The organism is Methylobacterium goesingense (genome assembly GCF_022179225.1).
Classification (GTDB): Bacteria; Pseudomonadota; Alphaproteobacteria; order Rhizobiales; family Beijerinckiaceae; genus Methylobacterium; species Methylobacterium goesingense.
This window is the reverse complement of record NZ_BPQL01000019.1, coordinates 83,940-107,784: the sequence shown is the minus strand read 5'-3', so window position 1 is coordinate 107,784 and position 23,845 is coordinate 83,940. Positions and strand designations below refer to the sequence as shown.

The window sequence follows — 23,845 nt, the reverse complement described above, 5'->3', positions numbered from 1 at the left end:
CACTCCCGGCATCCGCTCCGCCAGGAGCGGATGCCGGGAGTGCGCCTCTCCGTCTACGGCCATGTCGGGGACGGCAACCTGCACTACAACCTCGTGGTGCCGGCCGGCCGGGATCGCCTCGACTTCACCCGCGCGGTCGAGGCCGGCTTCGCCCATGAACTCTACGCCGCCGCGATCGGACTCGGGGGCAGCTTCAGCGCCGAGTACGGCATCGGCCGGTTCAAGCGCGACCTGCTGGTGCGCTATTCCGATCCCGAGCGCCTGCGCCTGATCGAGACGGTGAAGCGCGCCCTCGATCCCGACGGGATCATGAACGCGGGCGCGATGCTCTGACCGGCGCGCCGCCCTGGCGAAGCCGGGCTCAAGGTCGCTCCGGTGGCTGAGACGCCTCCGCCCGTGCGGCAGCCTCGGCCCGGTCGCGGCGGATGCCGCGCTTGAGGACGATCAGCTGCCAGATGGCCAGCCCCAGGGCGAGCGCGAAGACGAGGCCGATATCGAAGGCGGCGAACAGCCCGTCGCTCACGGATTCGCCGTTGCGGCGCCCTCGCGCTCGCGCAGGGCCTCGATCAATTCGAGAACGCGGACCGCCTGTCCGGCGACGTCCCACCAGGGCCGGGACGCGGGTACGGGGCGGTTCTGGACGGCTTCCACCAGGAAGGCCGTCTCGGCCAGCGGCGGGTCGGCGCGGCCAAGCCGCACCGGCGCGGGCACGAGGGCACGCCCCAGGAGCGCGGCCTTGCGGCGGCCAGCGACGCGGGCGCGGGTCGCCACGGGATCGAGGCCGCCGCGCTCGATCTCCCGGCCGATCTCGGCATAGATCAGGCGCGCCGCGCGGATCGCCGGCCGGCAATCCAGGGGCAGGCCGGACAGCCCGGCTTCCGAGCGGGCATAGAGCCCGTCCGCCACCGCGAGGAGGCGCGCCACAAGGCCCTGGAGGGCGGGGCCGGCGACGGGCTCGGCCAGGAACGCGGCCGGATCGATGCCGGCCTCCCGCGTCCAGGCTAGGGGCAGGTAGAGCCGCCCGGCCCGGGCATCCTCGCCGATGTCGCGGGCGATGTTGGTGAACTGCATGGCGACGCCGAGGTCGCAGGCACGGGCCAAGACGGCGGGGTCGCGCACGCCCATCAGCACCGTCATCATGGCGCCGACGCTGCCCGCTACCCGCGCCGCGTAGGCGGTGAGGTCCGACAAAGTCTCGTAGCGCCGCCCCTGCGCGTCCCAGGCCAGGCCCTCGATCAGGGCCGCCGGCAGGGCATGCGGCAGGTGGTGGGCGGTCACGAGGTCGGCCATGGCCCGGTCGGCGGGGGCGTCGCAGGGCGCGTCCTCGTAGATCCGGGCGAGCCGCGTCGCGAGGCGCGCCAGCGCGGCGGGCCGGTCGCGCCCGTCGACCTCGTCGATGGCGTCGTCCGAGAGGCGGCAGAAGGCGTAGAGCCCGTAGGCCGGGCGCCGGACCCGGGCCGGCAGCAGCGCGGAAGCCGCGAAGAAGCTGCGCGATCCGTGCCGGATCGCGGCGCGGCAGGCCGCGTGGTCGGCCGCGTCGGCATGGGCGATCGCCCAGAGCGGCGGCCGGCTGGAGTCAAGCATCGACGCGCGCATCCGGAACCACCGTATCGAGGACCTTGGCCGAGGAAAGCACGCCGGGCAGACCCGCGCCCGGATGGGTGCCGGCCCCGACGAGGTAGAGGTCGCGGACGACCGAGGATGCGTTGTGCGGCCGGAACCAGGCGGACTGGGTCAGCACCGGTTCCAAGCCGAAGCCCGAGCCGCGGAAGCTCAGGAAATCGGTCTCGAAATCCGCCGGTGTGGTGACCCGCGAGGTCACGATCGACCCCGACAGGCCGGGCATCACCGTGGCCTCCAGGTGATCTGCGATGGCCTGCCGGTAGGGCTCGGCGAGGCGCGACCAGTCCTGGCCGCCCGCGAGATTGGGGACGGGGGCGAGGACGTAGAAGCCGTCGCAGCCGGGCGGGGCCAGGAGCGGGTCGGTGGCGGTGGGCCGGTGCAGGTAGAGGCTGAAATCCGGTGCCAGCACCTTGCGCTCGAAGATGTCGGCGATGAGCTCGCGGTAGCGCGGCCCCATCAGGATGGTGTGGTGGGCGATATCGGGGAATTTGCGGTCGGTGCCGAAGTACCAGACGAACAGCCCCATGGAGGAGTGCGCGGCCTTCAGCTTGGCCCGGCGCCAGGCCGCTCCCTGCCCCGCCAGCAGGGTCAGGTAGGTGTGGGCGGAATCCGCATTCGAGACCACGATGTCGGCGGCAATCGGCGTTCCGTCCGTGAGATTCACGCCCGTGGCGCGCCCGTCCGCCACCTCGATGCGGGCGACTTCGGCGCCGCAGCGCACGGCACCCCCCTGGCCGGCGATCAGGCCGACGAGGCCCTCGACCAGTCGCCCGGTCCCGCCCATGGCGAAATGGACGCCCCAGCGCCGCTCCAGATGCGCGATCAGGCAGTAGATCGCGCTCGCCCGGAACGGCGAACCGCCGATCAGAAGCGGATGGAAGCTGAAGATGGTGCGCAGGCGCTCGTCACGGATGTAGCGGGCCACGAGGTCGTAGACCGAGCGGTGGCCGCCGAGCCGCAGCAGGGACGGCATGATCCGCAGCATGTCGGAGACCGAAGAAAACGCGACGTGCCCGAGTTCTTCGAAGCCGACCCGGCAGATTGCGGCGCTGCGCTCCATGAACTGCTCGTAGCCGGTCACATCCTCGGGCGAGAACCGGGCCACCTCGGCCCGCATCGCCTCCGGGTCGCCGCTGTAGTCGAAGGTCGCCCCATCGGAGAAGCGGATGCGGTAGAACGGCAGCATCGGCGCCAGGGTGACGTCGTCGGCCATGCGCCGCCCGCACAAAGCCCACAATTCCTCGAACAGGAACGGGGCCGTGACGATGGTGGGGCCGGCATCGAAGGTGAAGCCGTCCTGCCGGTGCACGCGGGCCCGGCCGCCGGGCTGCTCCAGTCGCTCCAGCACCGTCACCCGATAGCCGCGCGCGCCGAGTCGCACGGCCGCCGCAAGCCCTCCGAAACCGCTGCCGATCACCACCGCGTGCGGCCGGTCCGGCATCCTGGTCGCTTGGCTCGGCGCGTCGGCGAGTGTCAACATAAACTGACACTATCCAGTGAAACGTTGTTTGCGCAAGCTCGGAATCGCGGTGGGTTCAAACGAGAGGTAACGGCTCGGCCAGGGCCGCTTCGGCGGCTTCGAGGATGAGCGCTGCCACTCGCTCGGGGGCCTCCTCGTGCGCGAGATGCCCGAGGTTGCGCAGTAGGCTCACCCGGGCATTCGGCAGCCGGTCCGCCAGCGCGAAGGCCGTCTCGGGGGCGATCGCCTTGTCGTCACCGCCCACCACCAGCAGCATCGGAGCCCGCAAACCCCCGATGGCCCGGTCGAGGCTCGCCAAATCCCAGTTCGCCATCATGCCGAGCGCCCCCGCCACGTGGCCGGGACAGCGGAATAGGCGGCGATACAGCTCGAGGGCGCGGGCATCGAGGCGCGAGCCGGTGCCCCGGATCAGCCGCTCGACTGCGGGCCGGTCGGCGGTCCAGGCGAAGACGCGCGGGGTGATCGGATTGAGGAACAGCGCCCGGGCAAGCCCCGGGAACAGCACCGAGGCGAGGCCCGGAAATGGCGTGAGGGCGCCGTTCAGGGCCACGAGCAGGCGGGGATCCAGGCCGTCGAGGCAAAGTCGCGCGAGGATCGCCGCGCCGGCCGAATGCCCGACCACGAGGGCGGGCGCGGCGCCGAGGTGCGCCAGCAGGTCATGAATCGCCACCGCCATGCCGGCTAGGGACAGGCGACCGGCGGGGAGCGGATCGGTGAAGCCATGGCCGGGCAGGTCGGGCGCCACGATCCGGAAGCGCTCGGCGAGGCGCGGCGCGAGACCGGCCCAGGAATGGGTGGCCGCCCCGGTGCCGTGCAGAAGCAGCAGGACCGGCGCCTCCGGCGGCCCCATCTCCTGCACGTGCCAACGCAGGCCGGAGGCCTCGACGAAGCGGCTCGCTGCGCGGTTGGGCCAGTCGGCGCCATCGCGCTCCCACTGGGGTCGGTCGCTCGGCGCCGGCATGGTCGGTCCTCTACCCAACCGCGCGGATCGCGCGACTCATGGCCGTCGCGTCGGCGTAGGGAAGCGGAAGATAGCGCGCACCCATTGCCTCGGCGAGGCGGCGGGCTGAATCCTGAGGCCGCGCGGCGGTGTCGATGAGGATGCTGCGGATGGCGTGCGCCCTCAGTAGGGCCGCCGCGTCCAGGGCGTCGGCACCCGCCTGGGCGCGGCCCGGCGTGCCCGAGCGGGTTACGTTGGCGCGTCCGTCGGTGAGCACCACGACGGTCGCGGCGCCCCCCGCCCGGATGACGGTGCGCGCCAGATCCGCGGCGGCGTCGAGGCCCGACGCCAGGGGCGTGCCCCCGCCCCCCGGCAGCGCCGCGAGGTCACGCCGGGCCCGGGCGAGCGCCCGCGTCGGAGCCAGGACGATCTCGGCGGCGGTGCCACGGAAAGCCACCAGGGCGACCCGGTCGCGCCTGATGTAGGCTTCCGCGAGGAGGAGCTCGATGGCGCCCTTGGCCTCTGCAAGGCGCTCCAGGGCGGCCGAGCCGGAGGCGTCCACGGCGAAGATCGTGGTGGTTTCCCCCCGCTGGCGGAACCGGGTGATGCGGACGTCGCTCGCCCGCACCCGGAAGGCGGGGCCGGCCTCGCCCTCCGCACGACGCAGGCGCTGCCAGGGCGCGGCGGCCCGCAAGGTGTCGATGAGGGCAAGGCGCCCCGCGCGGGGATGGCCCGGACGCGTGCCGGCCGGGCGACCGGAGCGGACGGATTTCAAGAGGGCGCCGGCCTTGCCCGCGCGCGGCGGCGGCGTGCGCGCCCCGGCGGCGGCGAACCCGGCGAGGAGCCCGGCCGGAATCGCCGCCCGCGCGGCCTCAACCACGCTCTCGGCCTGCGCATCCATCCTGCCGCCGTCTTCGGCGGTGTTGCCGGCCTCGGCGGGATCGGGAGCCGCCTCGCCCGGGGCGGTCTCCGGCGGAGCCTCGCGGGTCTCCTCCGCGACCGGGGGCATCCGCATCGCCCGGGGCGCCAGGACGAGACGTGCCGCCTCGCGGACATCCGCCCCCGCGAGCGTCGCCCGCCCCGCCTCGGCCGCGAGACGGTGCGCCACCCGCATGGCCAGGAGGGGCGCGCGCAGGGAGAGGATGCCGAGTCCGGCGGCCGCCCGGCAGAGGTCTGCCACGGCAGCGTCCACCGCCCGGGCTTCGTCAACCTCGGACGGATCGTGGTCGTCGATCGCCGCGCGGGTCTCCCCCCAGGCGATTCCGGCGAGGTCGAGATGGAAGGCGAGGCGGTCCGCGAGGGCATCGGGCGCGCGCTCGTCGTCGCCCGTGCCCTCGTCGAGCAGGATCAGGCCGAAACGTGCGGGCGCGCCGCCGGGGACCCGGCCGGTATCCAGGGCTCCGGCGAGGCGTGCGGCGGTGCCGGGGGTCAGGCGCTCGGCCATCGGCACGACGAGGAGGCCGCCATCGGCCTCGGCCAGGAGCCCGGCCTCGGTCACGGGGCGGCCGGCCGCCAGGGTCGCGGCGAGGTCGATCCCGCCGAGGAGGCGGTCGTCCGGGATCCCGGCGGGCATGCGGCGCAGGGGCGTGCCGGGGCGAAGCCGCCCGCGCAGGTGGTCGAGCCAGAGGTCGCGCACCGGCCCCGCGCCGGCCCGGACCACCACGCCGCCGCAACCCCGAGGTTCGGCGGCGACGAGGTCCGCGACCCGCAGGGCACGGGACCAGGGCGTGCTCATCGCGCCAGGAGGTCCTCGACCGCACGGGCGACCCGCGCGGTGGAGCCGGATTCGTCGAGGGGGTTGCGGCGCAGGCGGTGGCGTAGGGCCGAGGGCGCGATGCGGGCGAGGTGGTCGAGGTCCACCGTCTCGGCGCCCTCGTAGGCGGCGAGCGCCCGGGCTGTACGCATCAGTGTGAGTTCCCCGCGCAGTCCGTCGGTGCCCAGCGCCAGACAGAGTCTGGCCGCGGCCTCCAGGGTGGCGTCGGGAACGCTCAGGGCGGGCAGACGCGCACGGGCGGCCGTGAGCGTCCGGCGGATGGCGCGGTCGGCCTCCGCATAGGCGGCGCAGAACCCGGCCGGGTCGCGCTCGTAGGCGTCGCGCCGGCGGACCACGTCGATGCGGGTCGGCAGATCGGTGGGGGTCGTCACCTCGACGGCGAGGCCGAAGCGGTCGAGGAGTTGGGGCCGCAATTCGCCCTCCTCCGGGTTGCCGCTGCCCACGAGCACGAAGCGCGCCGGGTGGCGCACGCTCAGGCCCTCCCGCTCCACGGTGTTGACGCCGGAGGCCGCCACGTCGAGGAGCAGGTCGACGAGGTGGTCGTCGAGAAGGTTGACCTCGTCGATGTAGAGGAAGCCGCGATTGGCCCGCGCCAGCAGGCCCGGCTCGAAGGCCTTCTCGCCCCGGGTCAGGGCCCGTTCGAGGTCGAGGGCGCCAACCACGCGGTCCTCCGTGGCGCCCAGCGGCAGGTCCACCACCGGCACCGGGATCGCATGGGCCTTACGCGCGCCGGATGCACCGGCGCAGTGCGGGCAGCGCCCCGGCGGCTCCGCCGGATCGCAGGCATACGGACAGCCCGCCACCGCCGCCATCGGCGGCAGGAGCGCGGCGAGGCCCCGGATGGCGGTGGACTTGCCGGTGCCGCGATCGCCGAACACCAGCACGCCGCCGACGGACGGATCGACGGCCGCGATGAGAAGCGCGCGGCGCATCTCGTCCTGGCCGACGATCGCGGAGAACGGGAAGGTCGGCGGGCCGTCGTCGGCGCGCGGGGCCTGCGCGTCGTGCGCCAGCGGCCCCGCGATCTCGATGCTCCTGCCCGCGGGACGGCGCGGCTTGCGCGCGCCCGGGCGCGCTTCCGGGGGCGGTGAGGCCATCGGTCGGATCGATCCGTTGATCGGCATGGGGCCTCCTCGGACAAGTCGGTTCGGCACGGACGGCGCCGCCCGGCCGCCGGCGTTACTCGGCGGCGGCGCGCTGCACGCCCATCCGGCCCCAGATGAGGCTGAGCGCGTCGACGAGGTGGGCGATGTCGTCGTCCGAGTGCAGCGGCGAGGGCGTGATGCGCAGGCGCTCGGTCCCGCGGGGCACGGTGGGGTAGTTGATCGGCTGGACGTAGATGCCGAACTCGTCGAGCAGGGTGTCGCTGATCGCCTTGCACAGCACCGGGTCGTAGACCATCACCGGCACGATGTGGCTCTCGTTGGACAGGTAGGGGATGCCGGCGGCATCGAGGCGGGCCCGCACCGAGGCCACCTGCTCCTGATGCCGGGCGCGCTCGGCGCCGCTGGCCTTGAGGTGGCGGATGCTGGCGGCGGCGCCCGCCGCCACGGCGGGTGGCAGCGAAGTCGTGAAGATGAAGCCCGAGGCGAAGCTGCGTACGAAGTCGCAGAGCTTGGCCGAACCGGTGATGTAGCCGCCGTGGACCCCGAAGGCCTTGCCGAGAGTGCCCTCGATGACGTCGAGGCGATGGGCAAGGCCATCGCGCTCCGAGATGCCGCCGCCGCGCGCGCCGTAAAGGCCGACGGCGTGGACCTCGTCGAGGTAGGTGAGCGCGCCGTGCGCCTCGGCGACGTCGCAGATCTCGGCGATCGGGGCGATGTCGCCGTCCATCGAGTAGACCGATTCGAAGGCCACGATCTTCGGACGGGCGGGATCGACGAGGCGCAGCTTGCGGTCGAGGTCTTCGGGGTCGTTGTGGCGGAAGATGTGGCGCTCGGCGCGGGCAGCCTTGATACCCTCGATCATCGAGGCGTGGTTGCCCGCGTCCGAGAAGATCGCGCAGCCGGGCATCTGCGACCCGAGGGTGCCGAGCGCTGCCCAATTCGAGACGTAGCCGGAGGTGAAGAGCAGCGCGGCCTCCTTGGCATGGAGGTCGGCGAGCTCGCGCTCCAGGAGCACGTGGTAGTGATTGGTGCCCGAGATGTTGCGGGTGCCCCCGGCCCCGGCGCCGCAGCGGTCCAGGGCCTCGTGCATGGTGGCGAGTACGCTCGGATGCTGGCCCATGCCGAGATAATCGTTGGAACACCAGACCGTGACGGGCCGCGTGCCGGCCGGCGTGTGGTGGGTGGCGTGCGGGAAGCGGCCCGCCTGCCGCTCGAGGTCGGTGAAGACGCGGTAGCGTCCCTCGCGATGCAGGCCGGCCAAAGCAGAGCCGAAGATCTCTTCGTAGTTCATGCCCGTCCCCTTCCCTCGTTGAACGGCGGACTTTTCGAGCCCGCTCGCGTAGTTTGCCGCGCCGGCGGCGTGGTTCGAGCCGATCCGCGGAGGCGGAGCGGTCATTCAGCGGCCCTCGGCGTCGCTTTGCGCCGCGACCCGCGATGGCACCGCGCCGCGATCGGAGATCTTCGGCAGGCTCCATTGCCAGAGCGCGGCCGAGGGCAGCGGCAGCATCAGGAAGCCGTGCTCCAGGGTTGCCAGCGCCATCAGGGTGGCGAGAATGCTGAGGCCCGCGACCTCGTGAGCCGTGATGCCCTCGGCGAGTGCAGCCAGCACCAGCGCGGCGGTGGCGAGGCCGGCCGCCGTCACCGAGACCGGGAACAGCGGGTTCATGGCGCGCACGCGCAGATAGCTGCCGAGATAGGCGAGATGCTCGGGCAGGAACTCGGCGTTGAGGTTGCGCACCCCGAGGAACAGGTTGAGACGGGCCGAGAGGTTCATTCCCCACAGGACGAGGTAGGTCCACAGGGCGAAGAGGTTCGGCTGGCCCCAGGTCAGGGCCAGGATCGCGAGGCCGCCCGCGACGATGGCCGCCTCGTGCCAGAGGCTGGTGGCCGCCGCCGCCCGGAAGCGCGCGAAGCCCTTGGCCCCGGGCGGGCAGGCCCGGGTGCGCGGGCCGGAGACGAAGCCCATGTAGTAGCTCATCTCCTGCCAGCCCCAGACCACCAAGGCCGCCGTGAAGGCGACGTAGGCGCTTCCCGCGCTCGCATCCCCGGCCGAGGCGCCGATAGCCCAGAGGGCCAGGGCGAGGACGCCCGTGCCCGCCGCCATGCTCACACCGTGTGTGGCGCGCGGCCGATGGTCGAGGAGCAGGATCAGGCCGGTGGAGAACCACCAGACCAGAACCGCATAAAGGGCGGGAAGCGCGTAGGCCGCCATCCTACCAGACCGGCTCGAGGCGGATCTGCGCCGGCATCGGGTTGTCGAGGGTCGGCAGGGCGTAGAGCCGGGCGAAGTTCACCGCCGAGGCGGCGATCCAGAACCCGTGCTTGAGCTTGCCGATCATCCCGCCCTGTGCCTTGGCGTCGGCGATCTTCTCCGAGCAGACCAGCAGGCGGTCCAGCGCCTGCTTGAAGCGCGGATTGTCGAGATCGAGGGTCAGGGGGAAAGTCTGCTTCGAGATCTCCGAGGTGATCCGGAAGACCTGGAAATCGTAGTCGGTCGGATCGACGCCGAGGGCCTCGTGGAAGGCCGGGCGGCAATGGTCGCGGACATACATCGTCGCAAAGACCGCGAGCAGGAAGAACTTGATCCAGTACCGGTTGACGCCCGAGGTCAGCTTCGGGTTGGCGCGCATGAGGAGCGCGAAGGCCTCGCCGTGGCGGAACTCATCGTTGCACCACTTCTCGAACCACTTGAAGATCGGGTGGAAGCGGCGATCCGGGTTGCGCTCCAGCTCGCGGAAGATGGTGATGTAGCGGGCGTAGCCGATCTTCTCCGAAAGATAGGTCGCGTAGAAGATGAACTTCGGCCGGAAGAAGGTGTACTTCTTCGACTTCGTCAGGAAGCCGAGGTCCACGCCGATGCCGAAATCCTTCAGCACGTCGTTGATGAAGCCGGCGTGTCGCGCCTCGTCGCGGCTCATAAAGCCGAACAGCTCGCGGATGTCGGGGTTCTTGGCGCGCTTGCGCATCTCGGCATAGAGCACGCACCCCGAGAACTCGGCGGTGATCGACGAGACAAGGAAGTCCATGAACTCCTTGCGCAGGGCCGGGTCGAGCCCGGACATGTCGAGGTCGAATTCCTCGTTGCGGGTGAAGTGACGCTTGTTGGGATCGGCGCGCAGCTCGGCGATGAGCTTGTTCCACTCGGCCCGAACGGGCTCAACGTCGGTGCGGTCGAGTTCCTCGAAATTCGTGGTGTAGAAGCGGGGGGAGAGGAATGTGGTCTCCTGCGCGGCCTTGGTCGCCTCGTTCATGGGAAGCTTCGGGATGGGCTGCTGGATCGCTGCGGTCACAGGCGCCTCCTCTCGGAAAAGCTGACTTCGTAGAGTTCGGTGAGTTCGAGATGGCCGGCGAGCTTCGTCCAGAGCCGTTCCAGGCGGCCCGCACGGGTCACGGTCGCGGTACGCTGGACGACGAGGCGCTCACCGTAGGGTACTGAGGTGGGGGCGTCGTGCACCTGCACGGCGTCGCCGGGCTCGATCTCGAAATTGGCGTCGAGGACCACGTGGGCGTGCAGACTTTCCGAGGTCTGCTCGATCTCGACGGTACAGGGGACGTCGACGGTGCGGCGTCCGTTCAGCCAGGCCATCATGGTGCGGCTCCCATCGCGCCCTTCGCCGAATTCCTTACCGGTTCGGCGTTCGTGGGCGCTGTGCCACAAGACCCCGGAATACCGCCCGCTGGCAAGGCGGTCCGGCACACATCCTGGGCGGGCATGGGTTCGGTGGACATGGATTCGGCGGGCATCAAGCGAGCGAAGGCGGCGTAGTTCGAGGGGCCGAAGGCTCCGAAATCGACGCTGCGGCCAGTGAGGGAATCGTCGAGCCGCAAGGAGCCGTCGTCGAAGCGCGTCAACCGGAACGGCACCTCACGGGAGAGGCCGGCGCGCAGGCGCCCCTGCGCGAAGCCGCGTAGAGTGGCGCGAATGAAATTGTCCTCCCCCGGCCGGACCGTGGCGACGAGGGCGCCCCGCTCCGCATCCCGCAGCGTGAGCGCGCCGTCCGCCGCGTCGTCCACCCGCAGGGCGAGGCTCTGGACCGGGCGCGCCGGCTTCATTTGCGTCAGGCCGACGCTCTCGACGCGGCCGACCGTGACGGCGAGGACCACGAAGCCGACGAGGACGCCGACTCCGACGACGAGGCCCCGCGAGGTGCGGCCGGCGGTGCGTGCGAGGGGATGCGGGTTCATCGGATCAGCTCGCCGTCGCGAGGCGGGGGCCAGCTGCCACGCGCGGCCGCAGCACGACGGGGCCGGCCACCTCCTCCGGCACCGCCCGGTGAGCCGCGAGCGCGCGGGCCAGGATTCTGGCCACCTCGTCGCCCTCGGCGACCGTGCGCAGCATCGGCTCGGGCCGGTTGACGTGCCAGGGCCGGGCATGGGGCCAGAGATGGAGATAGGCGATGCGATTGCCCGGGCGAAGGCGCAGCGGAAGGTCGGCGCTGCCGTCGCGGTAGAGGCGGCACCCGGCCGATTCCACCAGCGCGAAGGGCAGGTTCAGGGTCATCGGCAGGGCGATGCCGACCCGCATCACCACGCGGCGGTTGGTGATGGTGTAGGTGGTGGTGCGGGCCGAGAGCCAGCCGAGGAGGCCCAGGAGCAGCAGCGCGCCGGTGCCGATCGCCAGGGTGGGCAGGGCGAGCCAGACGGCCTCCAGGGCTTGGCCGGAGAGGGCCGCCGGCAGCGCCGCCCAGAGGGCGAGGCCGACGAACCAGACACCCACGAGGGTCAGGTGCAGCGCCCGGAAGGCGATGCCGAAACCGCAGGGGCGGCCCTGCCAGAGGATGTGCTCGCCAGCCGGCAGCGGCGCCGGCAGGCCGGGGGGGGCATCGAAGGCGTTGGCGGGCAGGTGGGGCCCGGAGCGTTTGGCGCGGGAGGGTTTGGCGAGACGGCTCACAGGATGGCCTCCTGGCGGGTCGGGGTCGCGTAGAGGGTGCCGCCGCCGAAGAAGGCCATGATCCGCTCCTCCTCGTTCAGGGTGACCGAATCCGGGTCCTTGGTGGTAGGCACGTCGGCGAACTGGTGGGCCAGCAGAGCTTCGCAGGTGACCCGCTGGGAGAAGCGGCCGGTCCGGCAGAAGGTGGCGGGCATCAGCACCCGGCGCCCGCCCGCCCCGAGTTCGACCTCGTAGTAGCGGACCATGGATTCACCCCGGTCGACCCAGAGGTCGCTCACCGTGCCGGCCACCTGCCGGTCGGCGCCGAAGACCGACATGCCGATGGGGTTCGGGCCGAGCTCGTGAACCACGAAGTGGTCGGCGACCCGCAGGGGCACGATGCGCTTCTCGCGGTCCCAGGTCTCGTCGTGGCTGTCCTCGCGGTCGGCGTAGGAGCCAGGGCCGATGGCGTCGTGCAGGCCGTCCGTGTCGGGCTCGAGGGGGGCGCCCGGCCAGACCTCGTGCTTGTGGCCGCGGTAGTTCCAGGGGGTCCGCTCGCCGCGCTGGGGGGCGTGCTTCACGTGGCCGTTGGAGAGCAGGAACTCCTTGGGCGACGGGATCAGGAACGGATCCGGCGGCATCGCCCGACCGCGGGCGGCCTCGGATTCGAGCGGGTAGCCCTCGCGGCGGTCCTCGCGGCGCAGGTAGAAGATTAGGCCGGCGAAGAAGAGCCAGAACGCGTAGAGGACGACCTGTGCGACGTCGACGTAGCCCGTGATTTCACCTCTCGGCATGGCCGGTCTCCTTCAGGCTGAGCGGGGCAGGGATCGAGGCAGATGCGTGCGGCTCTCGGCGCGGACGAGCGGGCCGATGGCCAGCAGCGTCGCGAACAGCAGCGCGATCTCGATGTGGTAGACGATGAGGTATCCGGTGGAGGGCAGGTTCAGAGCCTCGCCGAGATGTCCGGATTCGGCGAGATGCGCGCCGAGATCCCGCAGGATGCCGCTCGCCGCGATGGCAAGGCCGGCCGCGCTCGCCTGTACGGCGCCCCAGGCCCCGAGGGCGAGGCCCGTATCCTCCGGCCCGGCCTTGGCCATGGAGGCCGTCAGCGTGCCGTGGGCGAACAGGCCGCCGCCGAGGCCGATCAGGGCGACGCCGACCGCGAACAGCCGGGCGGAATCCAGCGGCGCGGCGAAGACCACCGCCGAGAAGGCCGCGATGCCCACGACCGCCCCGGAGGCCGCGACCCGGAAGGCGTCGCCACCCCGGTCGAGCCAGCGCGCCGCGACGAGGAGGCCGATGCCGCCGCCAGCCGCCAGCAGCGCGGTCAGCGCCGTCGTGGCGGCCACCGACAGGTGCAGGATCTGTCCGCCATAGGGCTCCAGCAGGATGTCCTGCATCGAGAAGGCGGCGGTGCCGAGCCCGGTGGCGACGAGGCGGCGGCGCGCCCGCCCCTTGCCGGCATAGAGCGCCCAGGATTCGGAGAAGGACTGACGGGGCAGGTCGCGGGCCGTGCGGCCGGGCGAACGCGGCTCCTGCTTCCACAGGGCGATGCCGTTGAGCACGACGGTGACGAGGGCCGCGCCCTGGATCACCTTGATCAGGCGCAGCGCCGAGAAGTCGGCCAGCAGCAGTCCGAAGACGACGGCGCTGATCACCATGCCGACGAGCAGCATGGCGCAGAGGAGCGCGACGACGCGGGGCCGGGCATGGGCGGGTGCGAGGTCGGTGGCGAGCGCCAGGCCCACGGTCTGGGTGGTGTGGAGGCCCGCACCCACCATCACGAAGGCGAGCGCGGCCGCCACGTGGCCGGGCCAGGCCGGGCCGGTGGTGTCGCCCGACAGGATCAGCAGGGCGAAGGGCATGATGGCGAGCCCGCCGAACTGCAGCAGCGTGCCGAACCAGATATAGGGCACCCGGCGCCAGCCCAGCACCGAGCGGTGTGTGTCCGAGCGGAAGCCGACGAGCGCCCGGAACGGCGCGAAGATCAGCGGCAGGGACAGCATCACGGCGACGATCCAGGCTGGGACCGCCAGTTCGACGATCATCACCCGGTTCAGGGTGCCGATGAGCAGCACGGCCGCCATGCCGACCGTGACCTGGAACAGGGCGAGCCGCAGCAGGCGCCCCATGGGCAGCTCGACCGTCGCCGCGTCGGCGAAGGGCAGCATGCCGGGGCCGACGCGCTGGAGAGCGCGGGCCATGGAGGCGCCGAGGCGGGTCATGAGGCCCGCCGGAGTTCGAAGGCCTGCGAGAGGTAGAACCCGCTGTTGACCCGGTGCGCGCGGCCGATGCGGACGCCCGACAGGGCCGGCTCGGCCGCCACCCGGCGGCGCAGGTCCGCCTCACCGACGGGGACGATGGCGGGCGCCCGATCGCTGCGCGGAAAGGCGCGGCCGGCGATGTGCATCAGGGTCAGGAGCGGCGTGCGGGGCGCCACCGTGAACAGAACTCCGCCATCGGTCCGCGCCGCCAGAGCCGCGAGCGCCTGCACGATGTCGGGGGTGGCGTAGTGGATCAGCGAATCCATCGCGACCACGTGGTCGAAGCGACCGAGGCTCGGGTCGAGCATGTCGCCGACCCGAAAGTCGATGCGCCCCGGGCCGGACAGGGTTGTGCGCTCCCGCGCGAGGCCGATGAGGGTCGGCGAGACGTCGATGGCAACGACCTCCGCGCCGCGCCGCGCCGCCTCCAGGCTGAGCGCCCCGGTCCCGCAGCCGGCATCGAGCAGGCGTTTGCCCGTGAGGTCGGCGGGCAGCCAGGACAGGAGGTTGGCCCGCATGGCGTCGCGCCCGGCCCGCACGGTGGCGCGGATCTTGGAGACCGGCGCGTCCGAGGTCAGCCGGGCCCAGGCCTCGACCGCGGTGCGGTCGAAATAGGTGGTGAGCTGCGAGCGGCGGGCGGCGTAGCTGTGCGAGGTCATGGTGGGGCGCCCGCTCAATCGAAACCAAGGAATTCGAACAGGTCGCGGTCCTTCATGGGGATCGCGTTCAGTGGCTTGCCCCCGGCCCAGAGATGGGCGGCGAGCCGCATATACTCGGTGGTGACGGCGAGGAGTTCGGGCGTCTCCTCCATCTCGAACAGCGTCGCCTTCTTCAGGCGCGAGCGCCGGACCACGTCGAGGTCGGGGAAGTGGGCGATCCGCTCCAGGCCGGTCGCCGCGTTGAAGCGGTCGATCTCGTCGGTCTTGGCCGAGCGGTTGGCGATGACCCCGCCGAGACGCACCGGATAGTTCTTCGCTTTGGCGTGGATCGCCGCCACGATCCGGTTCATGGCGAAAATCGAGTCGAAGTCGTTGGCGGTGACGATCAGGGCCTGGTCGGCGTGCTGGAGCGGCGAGGCGAAGCCGCCGCAGACCACGTCGCCGAGCACGTCGAAGATCACCACGTCGGTGTCCTCGAGAAGATGGTGCTCCTTCAGGAGCTTGACCGTCTGGCCGACGACGTAGCCGCCGCAGCCGGTGCCGGCGGGGGGCCCGCCGGCCTCGACGCACATGACGCCGTTGTAGCCCTCGGCCACGAAGTCCTCGACGCGCAGTTCCTCTGAGTGGAACTGCACGGCCTCCAGGGCATCGATCACGGTCGGGGCGAGGCGCTTCGTCAGCGTGAAGGTCGAATCGTGCTTCGGGTCGCAGCCGATCTGCAGCACACGCTTGCCGAGCTTGGAAAAGGCCACCGACAAGTTCGACGAGGTCGTCGACTTGCCGATGCCGCCCTTGCCGTAGACGGCGAACACCTTGGCGGTGCCGATCTTCAGGTTCGGGTCGAGTTCGACCTGGACGCTGCCTTCGGGCCGGCGCGCGGCGACCGGATTGCGGATGGCGATGTTCATGCGGCGACCCCTGCGGTGATGCCTTCGACGCGGTCTTCCAGTTCCTCCTCGGCGCGGTCGAGCGCGTCGCGCGTCTCGGCGTCGGGGGTCCAGAAGCCGCGCTGGTGCGCCTCGATCAGCCGGTGAGCCACCTTGGCCGAAGCGGTCGGGTTGAGGGCCGCCATGCGCTCGCGCATGGCGGGGTCAAGGACGTAGGTCTCGGTGATGCGCTGGTAGACCCAAGGGGCGACCCCGTTGGTGGTTGCCGACCAGCCGAGCGTGTTGGTCAGGTGCGCCTCGATCTGGCGCACGCCCTCGTAGCCGTGGCCGAGCATGCCCTCGGTCCATTTCGGGTTGAGCATCCGGGTGCGGGTCTCCAGGGAGACCTGCTCGGTGAGCGAGCGCACCACGCCCTCGCCGCGGGTCTGGTCGCTGATGAAGATCGGCACGGCCTCGCCGCGGGCCTTGGCGACGGCGCGGCCCATGCCGCCGAGGCCGTCGAAGTAATGGTCCACCGAGGTCACGCCGACCTCGACGGAATCAAGGTTCTGGTAGGCCAGATCCACTGTGGCGAGCACCGCCCCCATCAGGGCACGCTGGGGGCTCGCCACGCCGGTGCGGCCGTAGGCGAAGGACTTGCGCCGCGCGAAGGTCTCGGAGATCTCGTCGCCATCCTCCCAGCGGCCGGATTCGACGAGCTGGTTGACGTTGGCGCCGTAGGTGCCCTCGGCGTTGGAGAAGACCCGGAGCGCAGCGGTCTCGAGGTCGATGCCGTGCTCGGCCTGGAGCGCCAGGGCATGCTTGCGGACAAAGTTCCGCTCCACCGGCTCGTCGGCGGTGGCGGCGAGGTAGGACGCCTCCGCCAGGAGCCGGGTCTGCAGGGGCAGGAGATCGCGGAAGATTCCCGAGAGGGTGACGACAACGTCGATGCGCGGGCGGCCAAGGGTCTCCAGAGGGATCAGGGTGGCGCCGCTGAGGCGGCCGTAGCCGTCGAAGCGCGGGGCCGCGCCGATGAGTGCCAGCGCCTGGGCGATGGGGCCGCCCTCGCTCTTCAGGTTGTCGGTGCCCCAGAGCACGAGGGCGATGCTCTCGGGCAGCGCCGCGCCCTCGTCGCGATAGCGGGCCAGCAGGCGCGCGGCCTGCCGCGTGCCGTCGGCGAGCGCGAAGGCGGAGGGCAGGCGGTAGGGGTCGAAGCCGTGCAGATTGCGCCCTGTCGGCAGGATATCGGGGTTGCGCAGAAGGTCGCCGCCCGCCACGGGGGCGATGAAGCGGCCGTCCAGCGCCCGGAGCAGGCCCTGGATCTCGTGATCCTGTGACAACAGGCGGTCCGTCTCGCGTAAACGCGCGAGGGCGGCGCGATTCGGTTCGGTCGCGGCGAGTTCGCTCAATGCCAGGGCCGCATCGAGGGTCGCGCCCGCCACGAGGGCGTCGAGGCCGGCCCGGGCGGGGGCGAGGCCGTGGGTGGCCTCGGCCAGCGCCAGAAGGATGTCGACGCGCTGGTCGGGCGGCGTCCCCTGGCCCACCACGTGCAGGCCGTGGGGGATCAGGCTGTGCTCCAGCTCGTGCAGGGCCGCGCCGAGGCGGTGGACGTGGCCGGCGAGGTCTACGGTCCAGGTGGGCTCGGCGGCCACGAGGTCGAGCCCGGCGCCTTGCGCCTGGATCAGCTCGGCCAGATCCCGGCGCTCGGCCACCGCCTCGGGCTCCAGGGCGCGCCAGCGCTCGATCGAGGCCTTGAGGTCGATCAGCCCGCGATAGAGGCCGGCCTGGGCGAGGCTCGGCGTGAGGTAGCTCACCAGGGTCGCGGCGGAGCGGCGCTTGGCCAGGAGGCCCTCGGACGGGTTGTTGGCGGCGTAGAGGTAGACATGCGGCGTGGCACCGATCAGGCGCTCGGGCCAGCAGGCGCCGGAAAGGCCGGTCTGCTTGCCGGGCATGAATTCGAGCGCCCCGTGGGTGCCGAAATGCAGCACCGCGTCGGCGCGGAAGTCCTCGCGCAGGTAGCGGTAGAAGGCCGAGAAGGCGTGGGTGGGGGCGAAACCGCGCTCGAACAGGAGGCGCATGGGGTCGCCCTCGTAGCCGAAGCCGGGCTGCACGCCGACGAAGACGTTGCCGAACTGGGCGCCGAGCACGAAGATCTGCGACCCGTTGCTGTTCTGGCGCCCGGGCGCCGGGCCCCACTGCGCCTCGATTTCGGCCAGATGCCGCTCGCGCCGGACATGCTCATCGGCCGGGATGCGGTGGTGGACGTTGGCGGGGGTGCCGAACCGGGCGGCGTTGCCGGCGAGCACGGCGTCCCGCAGGGCATCGACGTTCTCGGGCACCTCGACCGCGTAGCCCTCGGCCTTCATGGCGGTGAGCGTGTTGTGCAGCGAGTGGTAGACCGACAGGAACGCTGCGGTGCCGATGCTGCCGGCATTGGGCGGGAAACCGAAGAGCACGACGGCGACCCGGCGCTCGGTCCGCGCCTTGCGCCGAAGGGCGACGAGGCGCTCGATGCGGGCGGCGAGCATGTCGGCCCGCTCCGGGTGCACGACCATGTCGCGGGCGGATGAGCCCAGAGAGCGGCTGGAGCGTCCGCCGAACACCATCGGGCTGGTCGCGCCGTCGAGTTCGGGAATCGCCACCATCATGGTGGCCTCGACCGGCGAGAGGCCCCGGTCGGACGCCTCCCACTGCTCCAGGGTCTGGAACTCGAGAGCGTGGGCGGCGAGGTAGGGGACGTCGAGTTCGGCGAGCAGCGCCTGGGCACCCGCGGCATCGTTATAGGCGGGGCCGCCCACCAGGGAGAAGCCCGTGAGCGAGACCAGGGCGTCGATGGTGGGGCGGCCGTCGCGGCGGAAGAAAGCGTCCACCGCCGGGCGGTTGTCGAGCCCGCTGGCGAAGGCCGGCACCACGGCAAGACCGCGCGCCTCGAGTGCGGCGATGACGCCGTCGTAATGGGCGGTGTTCCCGGCGAGCACGTAGGAGCGCATGACCAGGAGGCCAACGCGGCCCTTCACGGGGCCGGACGGTGCGGGCACCCGCGCCACGTCCTCGCCGATCCGGCCGGCCATGCGGGGATGGTAGAGGCCGGTCTCGGGGTAGGTCAGGGGCGCGGGAGCGGCCGCGATCCGGCGCCAGCCCTCGCGTGGACCGGACGCGTAGCGCCCGACCAGGAAGCGCACCAGGTTGGCGATGTTCTCGTCCGAGCCCGAGAGCCAGTATTGCAGGGTGAGGAAGTAGGCCCGCACGTCCTGGGCCGAGCCCGGGATGAAGCGCAGGATCTTGGGCAGCTTCCGGATCATCGCCATCTGGCGGGCGCCGTTGCCCTGGGCGCCGGGCTTCCCGCGCAGCTTTTTGAGGAAGTCGAGGGCGCCGCGCTTGGTGCCGTCCATGTCGAAGCGGTTGAGGCGGGTGGTCTTCACGACCTCGCTGGCCGAGAGGCAGCCGATCATCGCGTCGCAATGCGGGCGCCGCGCCAGCAGAGCCGGCAGGATGGCGCGGACGTGCTCGTCCATGAAGAGCATGGTGGAGATGACGATGTCGCCCCGCGCGATATCGGCCCGGCAGGCCTCCAGCGACGAGGGATCGGTGTCCCACGCCGCGGCAGCGTGGAAGTCGAGGACGAGGCCGGGCAGGTCGTGGGCGAGCCTCTGGCGTGCGCGCTCTAAGGCGCTCGCCACATGGTTGTCCATCGTCACGAGGACGACCCGGAGCGCCGGGCGCTCAGCGTCCGAAATGCGCTTTGGCATCGTACAAGGTCTCGACGGTGATGAGCGGCAGGGCGCGTTCCCGCGCGAAGCGCTCGGTGTTCGCACGGGCCTTTCCCCGCACGAAGAACGGGATCTTCTTCAGTTCCTTCTCGGCGTCGGTCGCCCAGGTCACGAGGATCGGGTCGACCGACGCAGGTGCGGGGGCGGCCTCGACGGCGACCGGCGCCTCGACCCCGTGCCGGGGCAAGTGCGAGGGCGCGGCCGCGCCGTGGAATTCGGAATCCTCGCGGAACATCCCGAGCAGGTGTTCCTCGAGCCCCATCATCAGGGGGTGGACCCAGGTGTCGAACAGGACGTTGGCGCCCTCGAACCCCATCTGCGGCGAGTGGCGGGCGGGGAAGTCCTGCACGTGGATCGGTGCCGAGATCACCGCGCAGGGCAGCCCGAGGCGCTTGGCGATGTGGCGCTCCATCTGGGTGCCGAGTACGAGCTCCGGCTGCGCCGCCTGGATGGCCGCCTCGACGTCGAGGTAGTCGTCGGTGATCGTGGCCTCGATGCCGTGGAGTGCGGCCTCGGCCCGGACCTCACGGGCGAATTCGCGGGTGTAGGTGCCCAGACCCACCACCTTGAAGCCGAGTTCGGTGGCCGCGACCCGGGCGGCGGCCAGCGCGTGGGTAGCGTCGCCGAAGATGAAGACGCGCTTATCGGTGAGGTAGGTCGAGTCGACCGAGCGCGAATACCAGGGCAGCCGCGAGGGCGCGCCGGCGAGAACGGGCGCGGGATCGACGCCCGCGACGGCCGCAACCTCTTCGACGAACCGGATGGTGGCCTGGACGCCGATCGGCACTGTCTCGACCATTGCCTGGCCGAAGGTCTTCTGCAGGTGCAGGCCGGCGGCCCGTGCGATCTCGGGATAGAGGATCACGTTGAAATCGGCCACGCCGAGGCGTCCGAGATCGGCCGGCGTCGCGCCCAGCGGCGCGATCACGTTCACGTCGATGCCCAGCGCCCCGAGGATCTTGGTGATCTCGACGAGGTCGTCGCGGTGGCGGAACCCCAGTGCGGTCGGACCCAGGACGTTGCAGAGCGGGCGGCGCCCGTCACGGGGCGTCAGCGTGCCCCCGGCCAGGGCCCGGACGAGGCGGTAGAAGGTCTCGGAGGCGCCCCAGTTCTCTTTCTTCTGGTAGGCCGGGAGCTCGAGCGGGATCACCGGGATCGGTAGCTCGAGGGCGCGGGCGAGGCCGCCCGGATCGTCCTGGATCAGCTCGGCGGTGCAGGACGCGCCGACGATCATCGCCTCCGGGCGAAAGCGCTCGTAGGCCTGCGCCACGGCGTCCTGGAAGATCGCGGCGGTGTCGGCGCCGAGATCCCGGGCCTGAAAGGTGGTGTAGGTCACCGGCGGGCGGGCGTCGCGCCGCTCGATCATGGTGAAGAGCAGGTCGGCGTAGGTGTCGCCCTGTGGGGCATGCAGCACATAGTGCAGGCCCTTCATGGCGGTGGCGATCCGCATGGCGCCGATATGGGGCGGCCCCTCGTAGGTCCAGAGCGTGAGTTGCATCGCGTCAGACCTCCAGCCGGGCGCGCCGCTTCAGCGGCCGCGCGAAGAGTTCGGCGAGGTCCCCGGCCTGGTCGTAGCCCTGGATCGGGGTGAACAGCAGTTCGATCGACCACTTGGTCGCGAGACCCTCCGCCTCAAGCGGATTGGCGAGGCCGAGGCCGCAGACCGTGAGATCGGGTTTGGCCGCGCGGCAGCGATCCATCTGCGCGTCGAGGTTCTGGCCCTCCACCACGCGTGTGCCGGCGGGCAACAGCGCGAGTTCCGGGGCGAGGTGCTGGCGGTGGAGGTAGGGCGTGCCGACCTCGATCAGTTCGGCGCCCATCTCGCGCGATAGGAAGCGGGCGAGCGGCAGTTCGAGCTGCGAATCGGGGAAGAAGAACACGCGCCGGTTGGCGAGGCGATCGCGGTAGAGGTCGAGGGCGACGGCGGCCCGCGCCCGGCCCGGGGCGGTGACCCGCTCGAAGCGCTCCGCCGGCACACCGAACGCTTCGGCCGCGGCCCGGAGCCAGCCGGTGGTGCCCTCGGAGCCGAGGGGGAACGGCGCGGCGATCCGCTCGGCGCCCCGCGCCTCCAGGGCGCGGGCTGTGTCGGTCAGGAACGGCTGGGCGAGGAGGATGCGGGTGTCGGGCCCGACTGCCGGCAGCGCGCCGGCGCGCCGCGCGGGTAGGAACGCCACCTCAGCGATGCCGAGATCGGCGAAGAGCCGGGCGAACTGGTCCTCGACCACGTCGGCCAGCGCTCCGACCACCAGCAATGCCGGTGCGCCGATCTCGGGCGCACGGGGCATCTCGGGAACGAGGGCCGCGAGGCAGGCATCCTCCCCTTGCGTGAACGTCGTCTCGATGCCGCTGCCCGAGTAGCTCAGCACCCGCACGTCGGGGTGGAAGCTCCGCGACAGCCGCTGGGCAGCCCGCGACAGGTCGAGCTTGATCACCTCGGAGGGGCAGGAGCCGACGAGGAACAGCAGGCGGATGTCGGGACGGCGCTCGATGAGGCGGCGGACCACCCGGTCGAGTTCCTCGTTGGCGTCGACGAGGCCGGCGAGATCCCGCTCGTCCAGGATCGCGGTGGCAAAGCGCGGCTCGGCGAAGATCATCACCCCGGCGGCCGACTGGATCAGGTGGGCGCAGGTGCGTGAGCCGACGACGAGGAAGAATGCATCCTGGATCTTGCGGTGGAGCCAGACGATGCCGGTGAGCCCGCAGAACACCGCGCGCTGGCCACGCTCGTGGCGGATGTCGCAGCCCGCATCCAGGGTGGGGATCGGCGCGTGGGCGTTCATCGCGCGCCCTCCGCGACGAGGCCGGACGAGATTGGCTGGAGCCGGGCGGCGCGGAGTTTCAGCACGAACTGCGCGGCGTTGACGGCGTAGGAGGCGTAGGCGGCGAGGGCCAGAACCATCAGGCCGGCGGTGTCGAGGGCGCCGCTGGCCAGCGCCACCAGGTAGGCGGTGTGCAGGGCCAGCACCAGCATGCTGACCATGTCCTCCCAGTAGAAGGCCGGGGCGAACAGGTAGCGGCCGAACACGGCCTTCTCCCAGATCGAGCCCGTGACCATGATGGCGTAGAGGACCAGGGTCTTCAGCACGACGGAGACGTTGGCGGCGGCAGCCCCCTCCCCCGTCGCCAGGGTCCGCAACACGAGGCCGAGGCTGACGGCGAAGACCAGGAACTGAAGGGGGGCGAGGACGCCCTGAACCAGCGTCCAGCGGGTGGCGTCGCGTCGGGCGCGCTGGTCGGCGTCGTAGAGGGGGCGCCTGGCCTTGTCCGGTCTCCGGATCATGCTGTCCCCCTTCTCTTAAGTCCGTTCGAGCGGGTCGGACGGCCTCGTTGAAGGGAGGTTAGGAACCCCCTGAGAGAGTGTCAAGCTGGCTTTACGTCAAAACGAATTTACGCGCTGAATGCAAAATAGTTATACAATTTGCATTGATAACCCAGAACTGAAGCGTATCGTGCGACCGTCACGTGCACCGCGCCCGGGTTTGGCCCGCGCCCGATGGCGGACAGGCAGATAACGTCAGACGTCCGGAATTCGACACGCAAGATCGAACCGAGAATCACGCCGTCAGAATCATTGGGGAGGGACCAATGGATGATGTGAGGCAATTCGGTGATTGCTTGCGATACGAATTTTCAGGCCGCGATTTCAGTGAGTTGTTTGACATCGACCTTGGCGCCAAGCCGGTCGATGCCCGCCGGAAGCAGAGTCTTCAGAAAGGCCTCGCCTCACTCGTCGAGGCGGAGATCATCCCACGCCTGATGCTCGCGCACCGGCCCGAGCCCGCTGCACGCCAATGCAATATTTTGCCGGACTCGGATCAGATCGCCGCCTTCGCGGTACTGGTGCTGGCGCCGGGCGACGACGGTCTAGAGGCGGGGGTCGCGGAGCTCCTCGGCAGCGGTCTGTCCCTCGACAGTCTGCTCCTCGACCTGCTCGCCCCCACCGCGCGGCACCTCGGCATCCTCTGGGAAGAGGACCATTGCGATTTCGTGGACGTGACCCGCGCGATGGGGCGTCTACATCGGATTCTGCGGGACCTGACGCAGCGCATCGGCGCTGAAAATGATGCCTCTCCGCAGGCCCGCGCGATCCTGCTGCTGCCTTGCCCGGGAGATTCCCACAGCTTTGGCGTGGCCGTGGTGGAACGTTTTTTCGTGGCGGCCGGCTGGGACGTGACCTGCCCGGGAACGCGGCCGGACGGCGAACTCCAGGTCATCGCCCGGGACGGCTGGTTCGACGTGGTCGGCCTGTCGCTGGCCAGCGAAGTCCTGCTGCCGAAGGTGACCGAGACCATCGCGGCGCTGCGGCGCCATTCGCGCAACCCCGCACTCCGGATCATCGTGGGCGGAGCGGCGTTCGCGGGCAAACCCGACCTTTTCCGTCAGGTCGGGGCCGATGCGGCGTCCGACGATGCCCGTCGCGCCCCCGCGCTTGCCGAAAGCCTGCTTGATCTGCCGGCCAGACCCTGCTGAAAGACAGACCCGACCGAGACGGC

General features: G+C 71.3%; 22 protein-coding genes. 2 read left to right on the top strand and 20 right to left on the bottom strand.

Translation table 11 applies throughout. The annotated features are described in order from the left end of the window. A partial coding sequence (locus MFF30_RS04560) for an FAD-binding oxidoreductase (protein WP_283205858.1) occupies positions 1-333 on the top strand: 333 nt, incomplete at its 5' end. Between the two features lie 28 nt (positions 334-361). On the opposite strand, the gene MFF30_RS04555 is transcribed toward MFF30_RS04560, so the two are convergent. The 20 genes from MFF30_RS04555 to bchF form a co-directional block, all read right to left on the bottom strand. After that, positions 362-523, bottom strand: coding sequence for a hypothetical protein (locus MFF30_RS04555; RefSeq protein ID WP_238277127.1), 162 nt, complete (start codon positions 521-523; stop codon positions 362-364). After that, positions 520-1,584, bottom strand: coding sequence for a phytoene/squalene synthase family protein (locus MFF30_RS04550; protein WP_238277124.1), 1,065 nt, complete (start codon positions 1,582-1,584; stop codon positions 520-522). Before MFF30_RS04550 ends, MFF30_RS04555 begins: the two co-directional genes overlap by 4 nt. Further along, positions 1,577-3,103, bottom strand: a complete 1,527-nt coding sequence (locus tag MFF30_RS04545) for a phytoene desaturase (RefSeq protein WP_238277122.1) — start codon at positions 3,101-3,103, stop codon at positions 1,577-1,579. The genes MFF30_RS04550 and MFF30_RS04545 overlap by 8 nt, the downstream gene beginning before the upstream one ends. 55 nt (positions 3,104-3,158) lie before the next feature. Next, the gene (gene bchO, locus MFF30_RS04540; RefSeq protein ID WP_238277120.1) at positions 3,159-4,064 is read right to left on the bottom strand and encodes an alpha/beta fold hydrolase BchO; all 906 of its coding nucleotides are present in this window, start codon (positions 4,062-4,064) and stop codon (positions 3,159-3,161) included. Positions 4,065-4,074: 10 nt separating this feature from the next. Beyond that, positions 4,075-5,778 carry a magnesium chelatase subunit D gene (locus tag MFF30_RS04535; protein WP_238277118.1) on the bottom strand — a complete coding sequence of 568 codons (1,704 nt, stop codon included), beginning with the start codon at positions 5,776-5,778 and terminating at the stop codon, positions 4,075-4,077. Next, positions 5,775-6,914: a magnesium chelatase ATPase subunit I gene (bchI, locus tag MFF30_RS04530; protein ID WP_283205857.1), complete on the bottom strand. Its 1,140-nt coding sequence runs from the start codon at positions 6,912-6,914 to the stop codon at positions 5,775-5,777. The genes MFF30_RS04535 and bchI overlap by 4 nt, the downstream gene beginning before the upstream one ends. Before the next feature lie 82 nt (positions 6,915-6,996). After that, complete coding sequence (hemA, locus tag MFF30_RS04525; RefSeq protein ID WP_238277108.1) at positions 6,997-8,214, bottom strand: 5-aminolevulinate synthase; 1,218 nt, start codon at positions 8,212-8,214, stop codon at positions 6,997-6,999. A 105-nt stretch (positions 8,215-8,319) separates the two neighbouring features. Further along, the gene (gene puhE / locus MFF30_RS04520) at positions 8,320-9,135 is read right to left on the bottom strand and encodes a putative photosynthetic complex assembly protein PuhE (protein WP_238277098.1); all 816 of its coding nucleotides are present in this window, start codon (positions 9,133-9,135) and stop codon (positions 8,320-8,322) included. A gap of 1 nt (position 9,136) precedes the next feature. Continuing rightward, positions 9,137-10,174 (bottom strand): magnesium-protoporphyrin IX monomethyl ester (oxidative) cyclase, encoded by a 1,038-nt coding sequence (gene acsF, locus MFF30_RS04515; protein WP_238277137.1) that lies wholly within the window; start codon positions 10,172-10,174, stop codon positions 9,137-9,139. Between the two features lie 35 nt (positions 10,175-10,209). Beyond that, on the bottom strand, positions 10,210-10,509 hold the full coding sequence (locus tag MFF30_RS04510) for an O2-dependent cyclase accessory protein (protein WP_238277135.1): 300 nt from the start codon (positions 10,507-10,509) through the stop codon (positions 10,210-10,212). Further along, positions 10,509-11,108 carry a photosynthetic complex assembly protein PuhC gene (gene puhC, locus MFF30_RS04505; RefSeq protein ID WP_238277096.1) on the bottom strand — a complete coding sequence of 200 codons (600 nt, stop codon included), beginning with the start codon at positions 11,106-11,108 and terminating at the stop codon, positions 10,509-10,511. The genes MFF30_RS04510 and puhC overlap by 1 nt, the downstream gene beginning before the upstream one ends. 4 nt (positions 11,109-11,112) lie before the next feature. Further along, a complete protein-coding gene (gene puhB / locus MFF30_RS04500) occupies positions 11,113-11,814 on the bottom strand; it encodes a photosynthetic complex putative assembly protein PuhB (protein WP_238277094.1) in 702 nt (233 codons plus the stop codon). Beyond that, positions 11,811-12,587, bottom strand: coding sequence for a photosynthetic reaction center subunit H (gene puhA / locus MFF30_RS04495; RefSeq protein ID WP_238277092.1), 777 nt, complete (start codon positions 12,585-12,587; stop codon positions 11,811-11,813). Before puhA ends, puhB begins: the two co-directional genes overlap by 4 nt. Before the next feature lie 12 nt (positions 12,588-12,599). After that, the gene (locus MFF30_RS04490; protein WP_238277091.1) at positions 12,600-14,018 is read right to left on the bottom strand and encodes an MFS transporter; all 1,419 of its coding nucleotides are present in this window, start codon (positions 14,016-14,018) and stop codon (positions 12,600-12,602) included. Continuing rightward, positions 14,015-14,716, bottom strand: a complete 702-nt coding sequence (bchM, locus tag MFF30_RS04485; protein WP_238277088.1) for a magnesium protoporphyrin IX methyltransferase — start codon at positions 14,714-14,716, stop codon at positions 14,015-14,017. Before bchM ends, MFF30_RS04490 begins: the two co-directional genes overlap by 4 nt. Before the next feature lie 14 nt (positions 14,717-14,730). After that, positions 14,731-15,624, bottom strand: coding sequence for a ferredoxin:protochlorophyllide reductase (ATP-dependent) iron-sulfur ATP-binding protein (gene bchL, locus MFF30_RS04480; RefSeq protein WP_238277080.1), 894 nt, complete (start codon positions 15,622-15,624; stop codon positions 14,731-14,733). After that, the gene (locus MFF30_RS04475) at positions 15,621-19,331 is read right to left on the bottom strand and encodes a magnesium chelatase subunit H (protein ID WP_238277073.1); all 3,711 of its coding nucleotides are present in this window, start codon (positions 19,329-19,331) and stop codon (positions 15,621-15,623) included. Before MFF30_RS04475 ends, bchL begins: the two co-directional genes overlap by 4 nt. Beyond that, complete coding sequence (gene bchB / locus MFF30_RS04470) at positions 19,306-20,850, bottom strand: ferredoxin:protochlorophyllide reductase (ATP-dependent) subunit B (protein ID WP_238277063.1); 1,545 nt, start codon at positions 20,848-20,850, stop codon at positions 19,306-19,308. The genes MFF30_RS04475 and bchB overlap by 26 nt, the downstream gene beginning before the upstream one ends. A 4-nt stretch (positions 20,851-20,854) precedes the next feature. Next, positions 20,855-22,132: a ferredoxin:protochlorophyllide reductase (ATP-dependent) subunit N gene (locus tag MFF30_RS04465; protein WP_238277061.1), complete on the bottom strand. Its 1,278-nt coding sequence runs from the start codon at positions 22,130-22,132 to the stop codon at positions 20,855-20,857. Continuing rightward, complete coding sequence (gene bchF, locus MFF30_RS04460) at positions 22,129-22,632, bottom strand: 2-vinyl bacteriochlorophyllide hydratase (RefSeq protein WP_238277059.1); 504 nt, start codon at positions 22,630-22,632, stop codon at positions 22,129-22,131. Before bchF ends, MFF30_RS04465 begins: the two co-directional genes overlap by 4 nt. A gap of 305 nt (positions 22,633-22,937) precedes the next feature. Here bchF and MFF30_RS04455 point away from each other — a divergent pair, with 305 nt between their 5' ends. Then, complete coding sequence (locus MFF30_RS04455) at positions 22,938-23,822, top strand: cobalamin B12-binding domain-containing protein (protein ID WP_238277057.1); 885 nt, start codon at positions 22,938-22,940, stop codon at positions 23,820-23,822. The last annotated feature ends 23 nt before the right edge of the window (positions 23,823-23,845 follow it).

Coding starts and splice junctions, on each gene's coding strand:
- puhC (WP_238277096.1), bottom strand. CDS start 11,108: ATGAACCCGCATCCCCTCGCACGCACCGCCGGCCGCACCTCGCGGGGC.
- bchO (WP_238277120.1), bottom strand. CDS start 4,064: ATGCCGGCGCCGAGCGACCGACCCCAGTGGGAGCGCGATGGCGCCGAC.
- MFF30_RS04455 (WP_238277057.1), top strand. CDS start 22,938: ATGGATGATGTGAGGCAATTCGGTGATTGCTTGCGATACGAATTTTCA.
- bchL (WP_238277080.1), bottom strand. CDS start 15,624: ATGAACATCGCCATCCGCAATCCGGTCGCCGCGCGCCGGCCCGAAGGC.
- MFF30_RS04475 (WP_238277073.1), bottom strand. CDS start 19,331: ATGCCAAAGCGCATTTCGGACGCTGAGCGCCCGGCGCTCCGGGTCGTC.
- MFF30_RS04510 (WP_238277135.1), bottom strand. CDS start 10,509: ATGGCCTGGCTGAACGGACGCCGCACCGTCGACGTCCCCTGTACCGTC.
- puhE (WP_238277098.1), bottom strand. CDS start 9,135: ATGGCGGCCTACGCGCTTCCCGCCCTTTATGCGGTTCTGGTCTGGTGG.
- bchI (WP_283205857.1), bottom strand. CDS start 6,914: ATGGCCTCACCGCCCCCGGAAGCGCGCCCGGGCGCGCGCAAGCCGCGC.
- MFF30_RS04465 (WP_238277061.1), bottom strand. CDS start 22,132: ATGAACGCCCACGCGCCGATCCCCACCCTGGATGCGGGCTGCGACATC.
- bchF (WP_238277059.1), bottom strand. CDS start 22,632: ATGATCCGGAGACCGGACAAGGCCAGGCGCCCCCTCTACGACGCCGAC.
- hemA (WP_238277108.1), bottom strand. CDS start 8,214: ATGAACTACGAAGAGATCTTCGGCTCTGCTTTGGCCGGCCTGCATCGC.
- bchM (WP_238277088.1), bottom strand. CDS start 14,716: ATGACCTCGCACAGCTACGCCGCCCGCCGCTCGCAGCTCACCACCTAT.
- puhA (WP_238277092.1), bottom strand. CDS start 12,587: ATGCCGAGAGGTGAAATCACGGGCTACGTCGACGTCGCACAGGTCGTC.
- MFF30_RS04550 (WP_238277124.1), bottom strand. CDS start 1,584: ATGCTTGACTCCAGCCGGCCGCCGCTCTGGGCGATCGCCCATGCCGAC.
- acsF (WP_238277137.1), bottom strand. CDS start 10,174: ATGAACGAGGCGACCAAGGCCGCGCAGGAGACCACATTCCTCTCCCCC.
- bchB (WP_238277063.1), bottom strand. CDS start 20,850: ATGCAACTCACGCTCTGGACCTACGAGGGGCCGCCCCATATCGGCGCC.
- MFF30_RS04490 (WP_238277091.1), bottom strand. CDS start 14,018: ATGACCCGCCTCGGCGCCTCCATGGCCCGCGCTCTCCAGCGCGTCGGC.
- MFF30_RS04535 (WP_238277118.1), bottom strand. CDS start 5,778: ATGAGCACGCCCTGGTCCCGTGCCCTGCGGGTCGCGGACCTCGTCGCC.
- MFF30_RS04545 (WP_238277122.1), bottom strand. CDS start 3,103: ATGTTGACACTCGCCGACGCGCCGAGCCAAGCGACCAGGATGCCGGAC.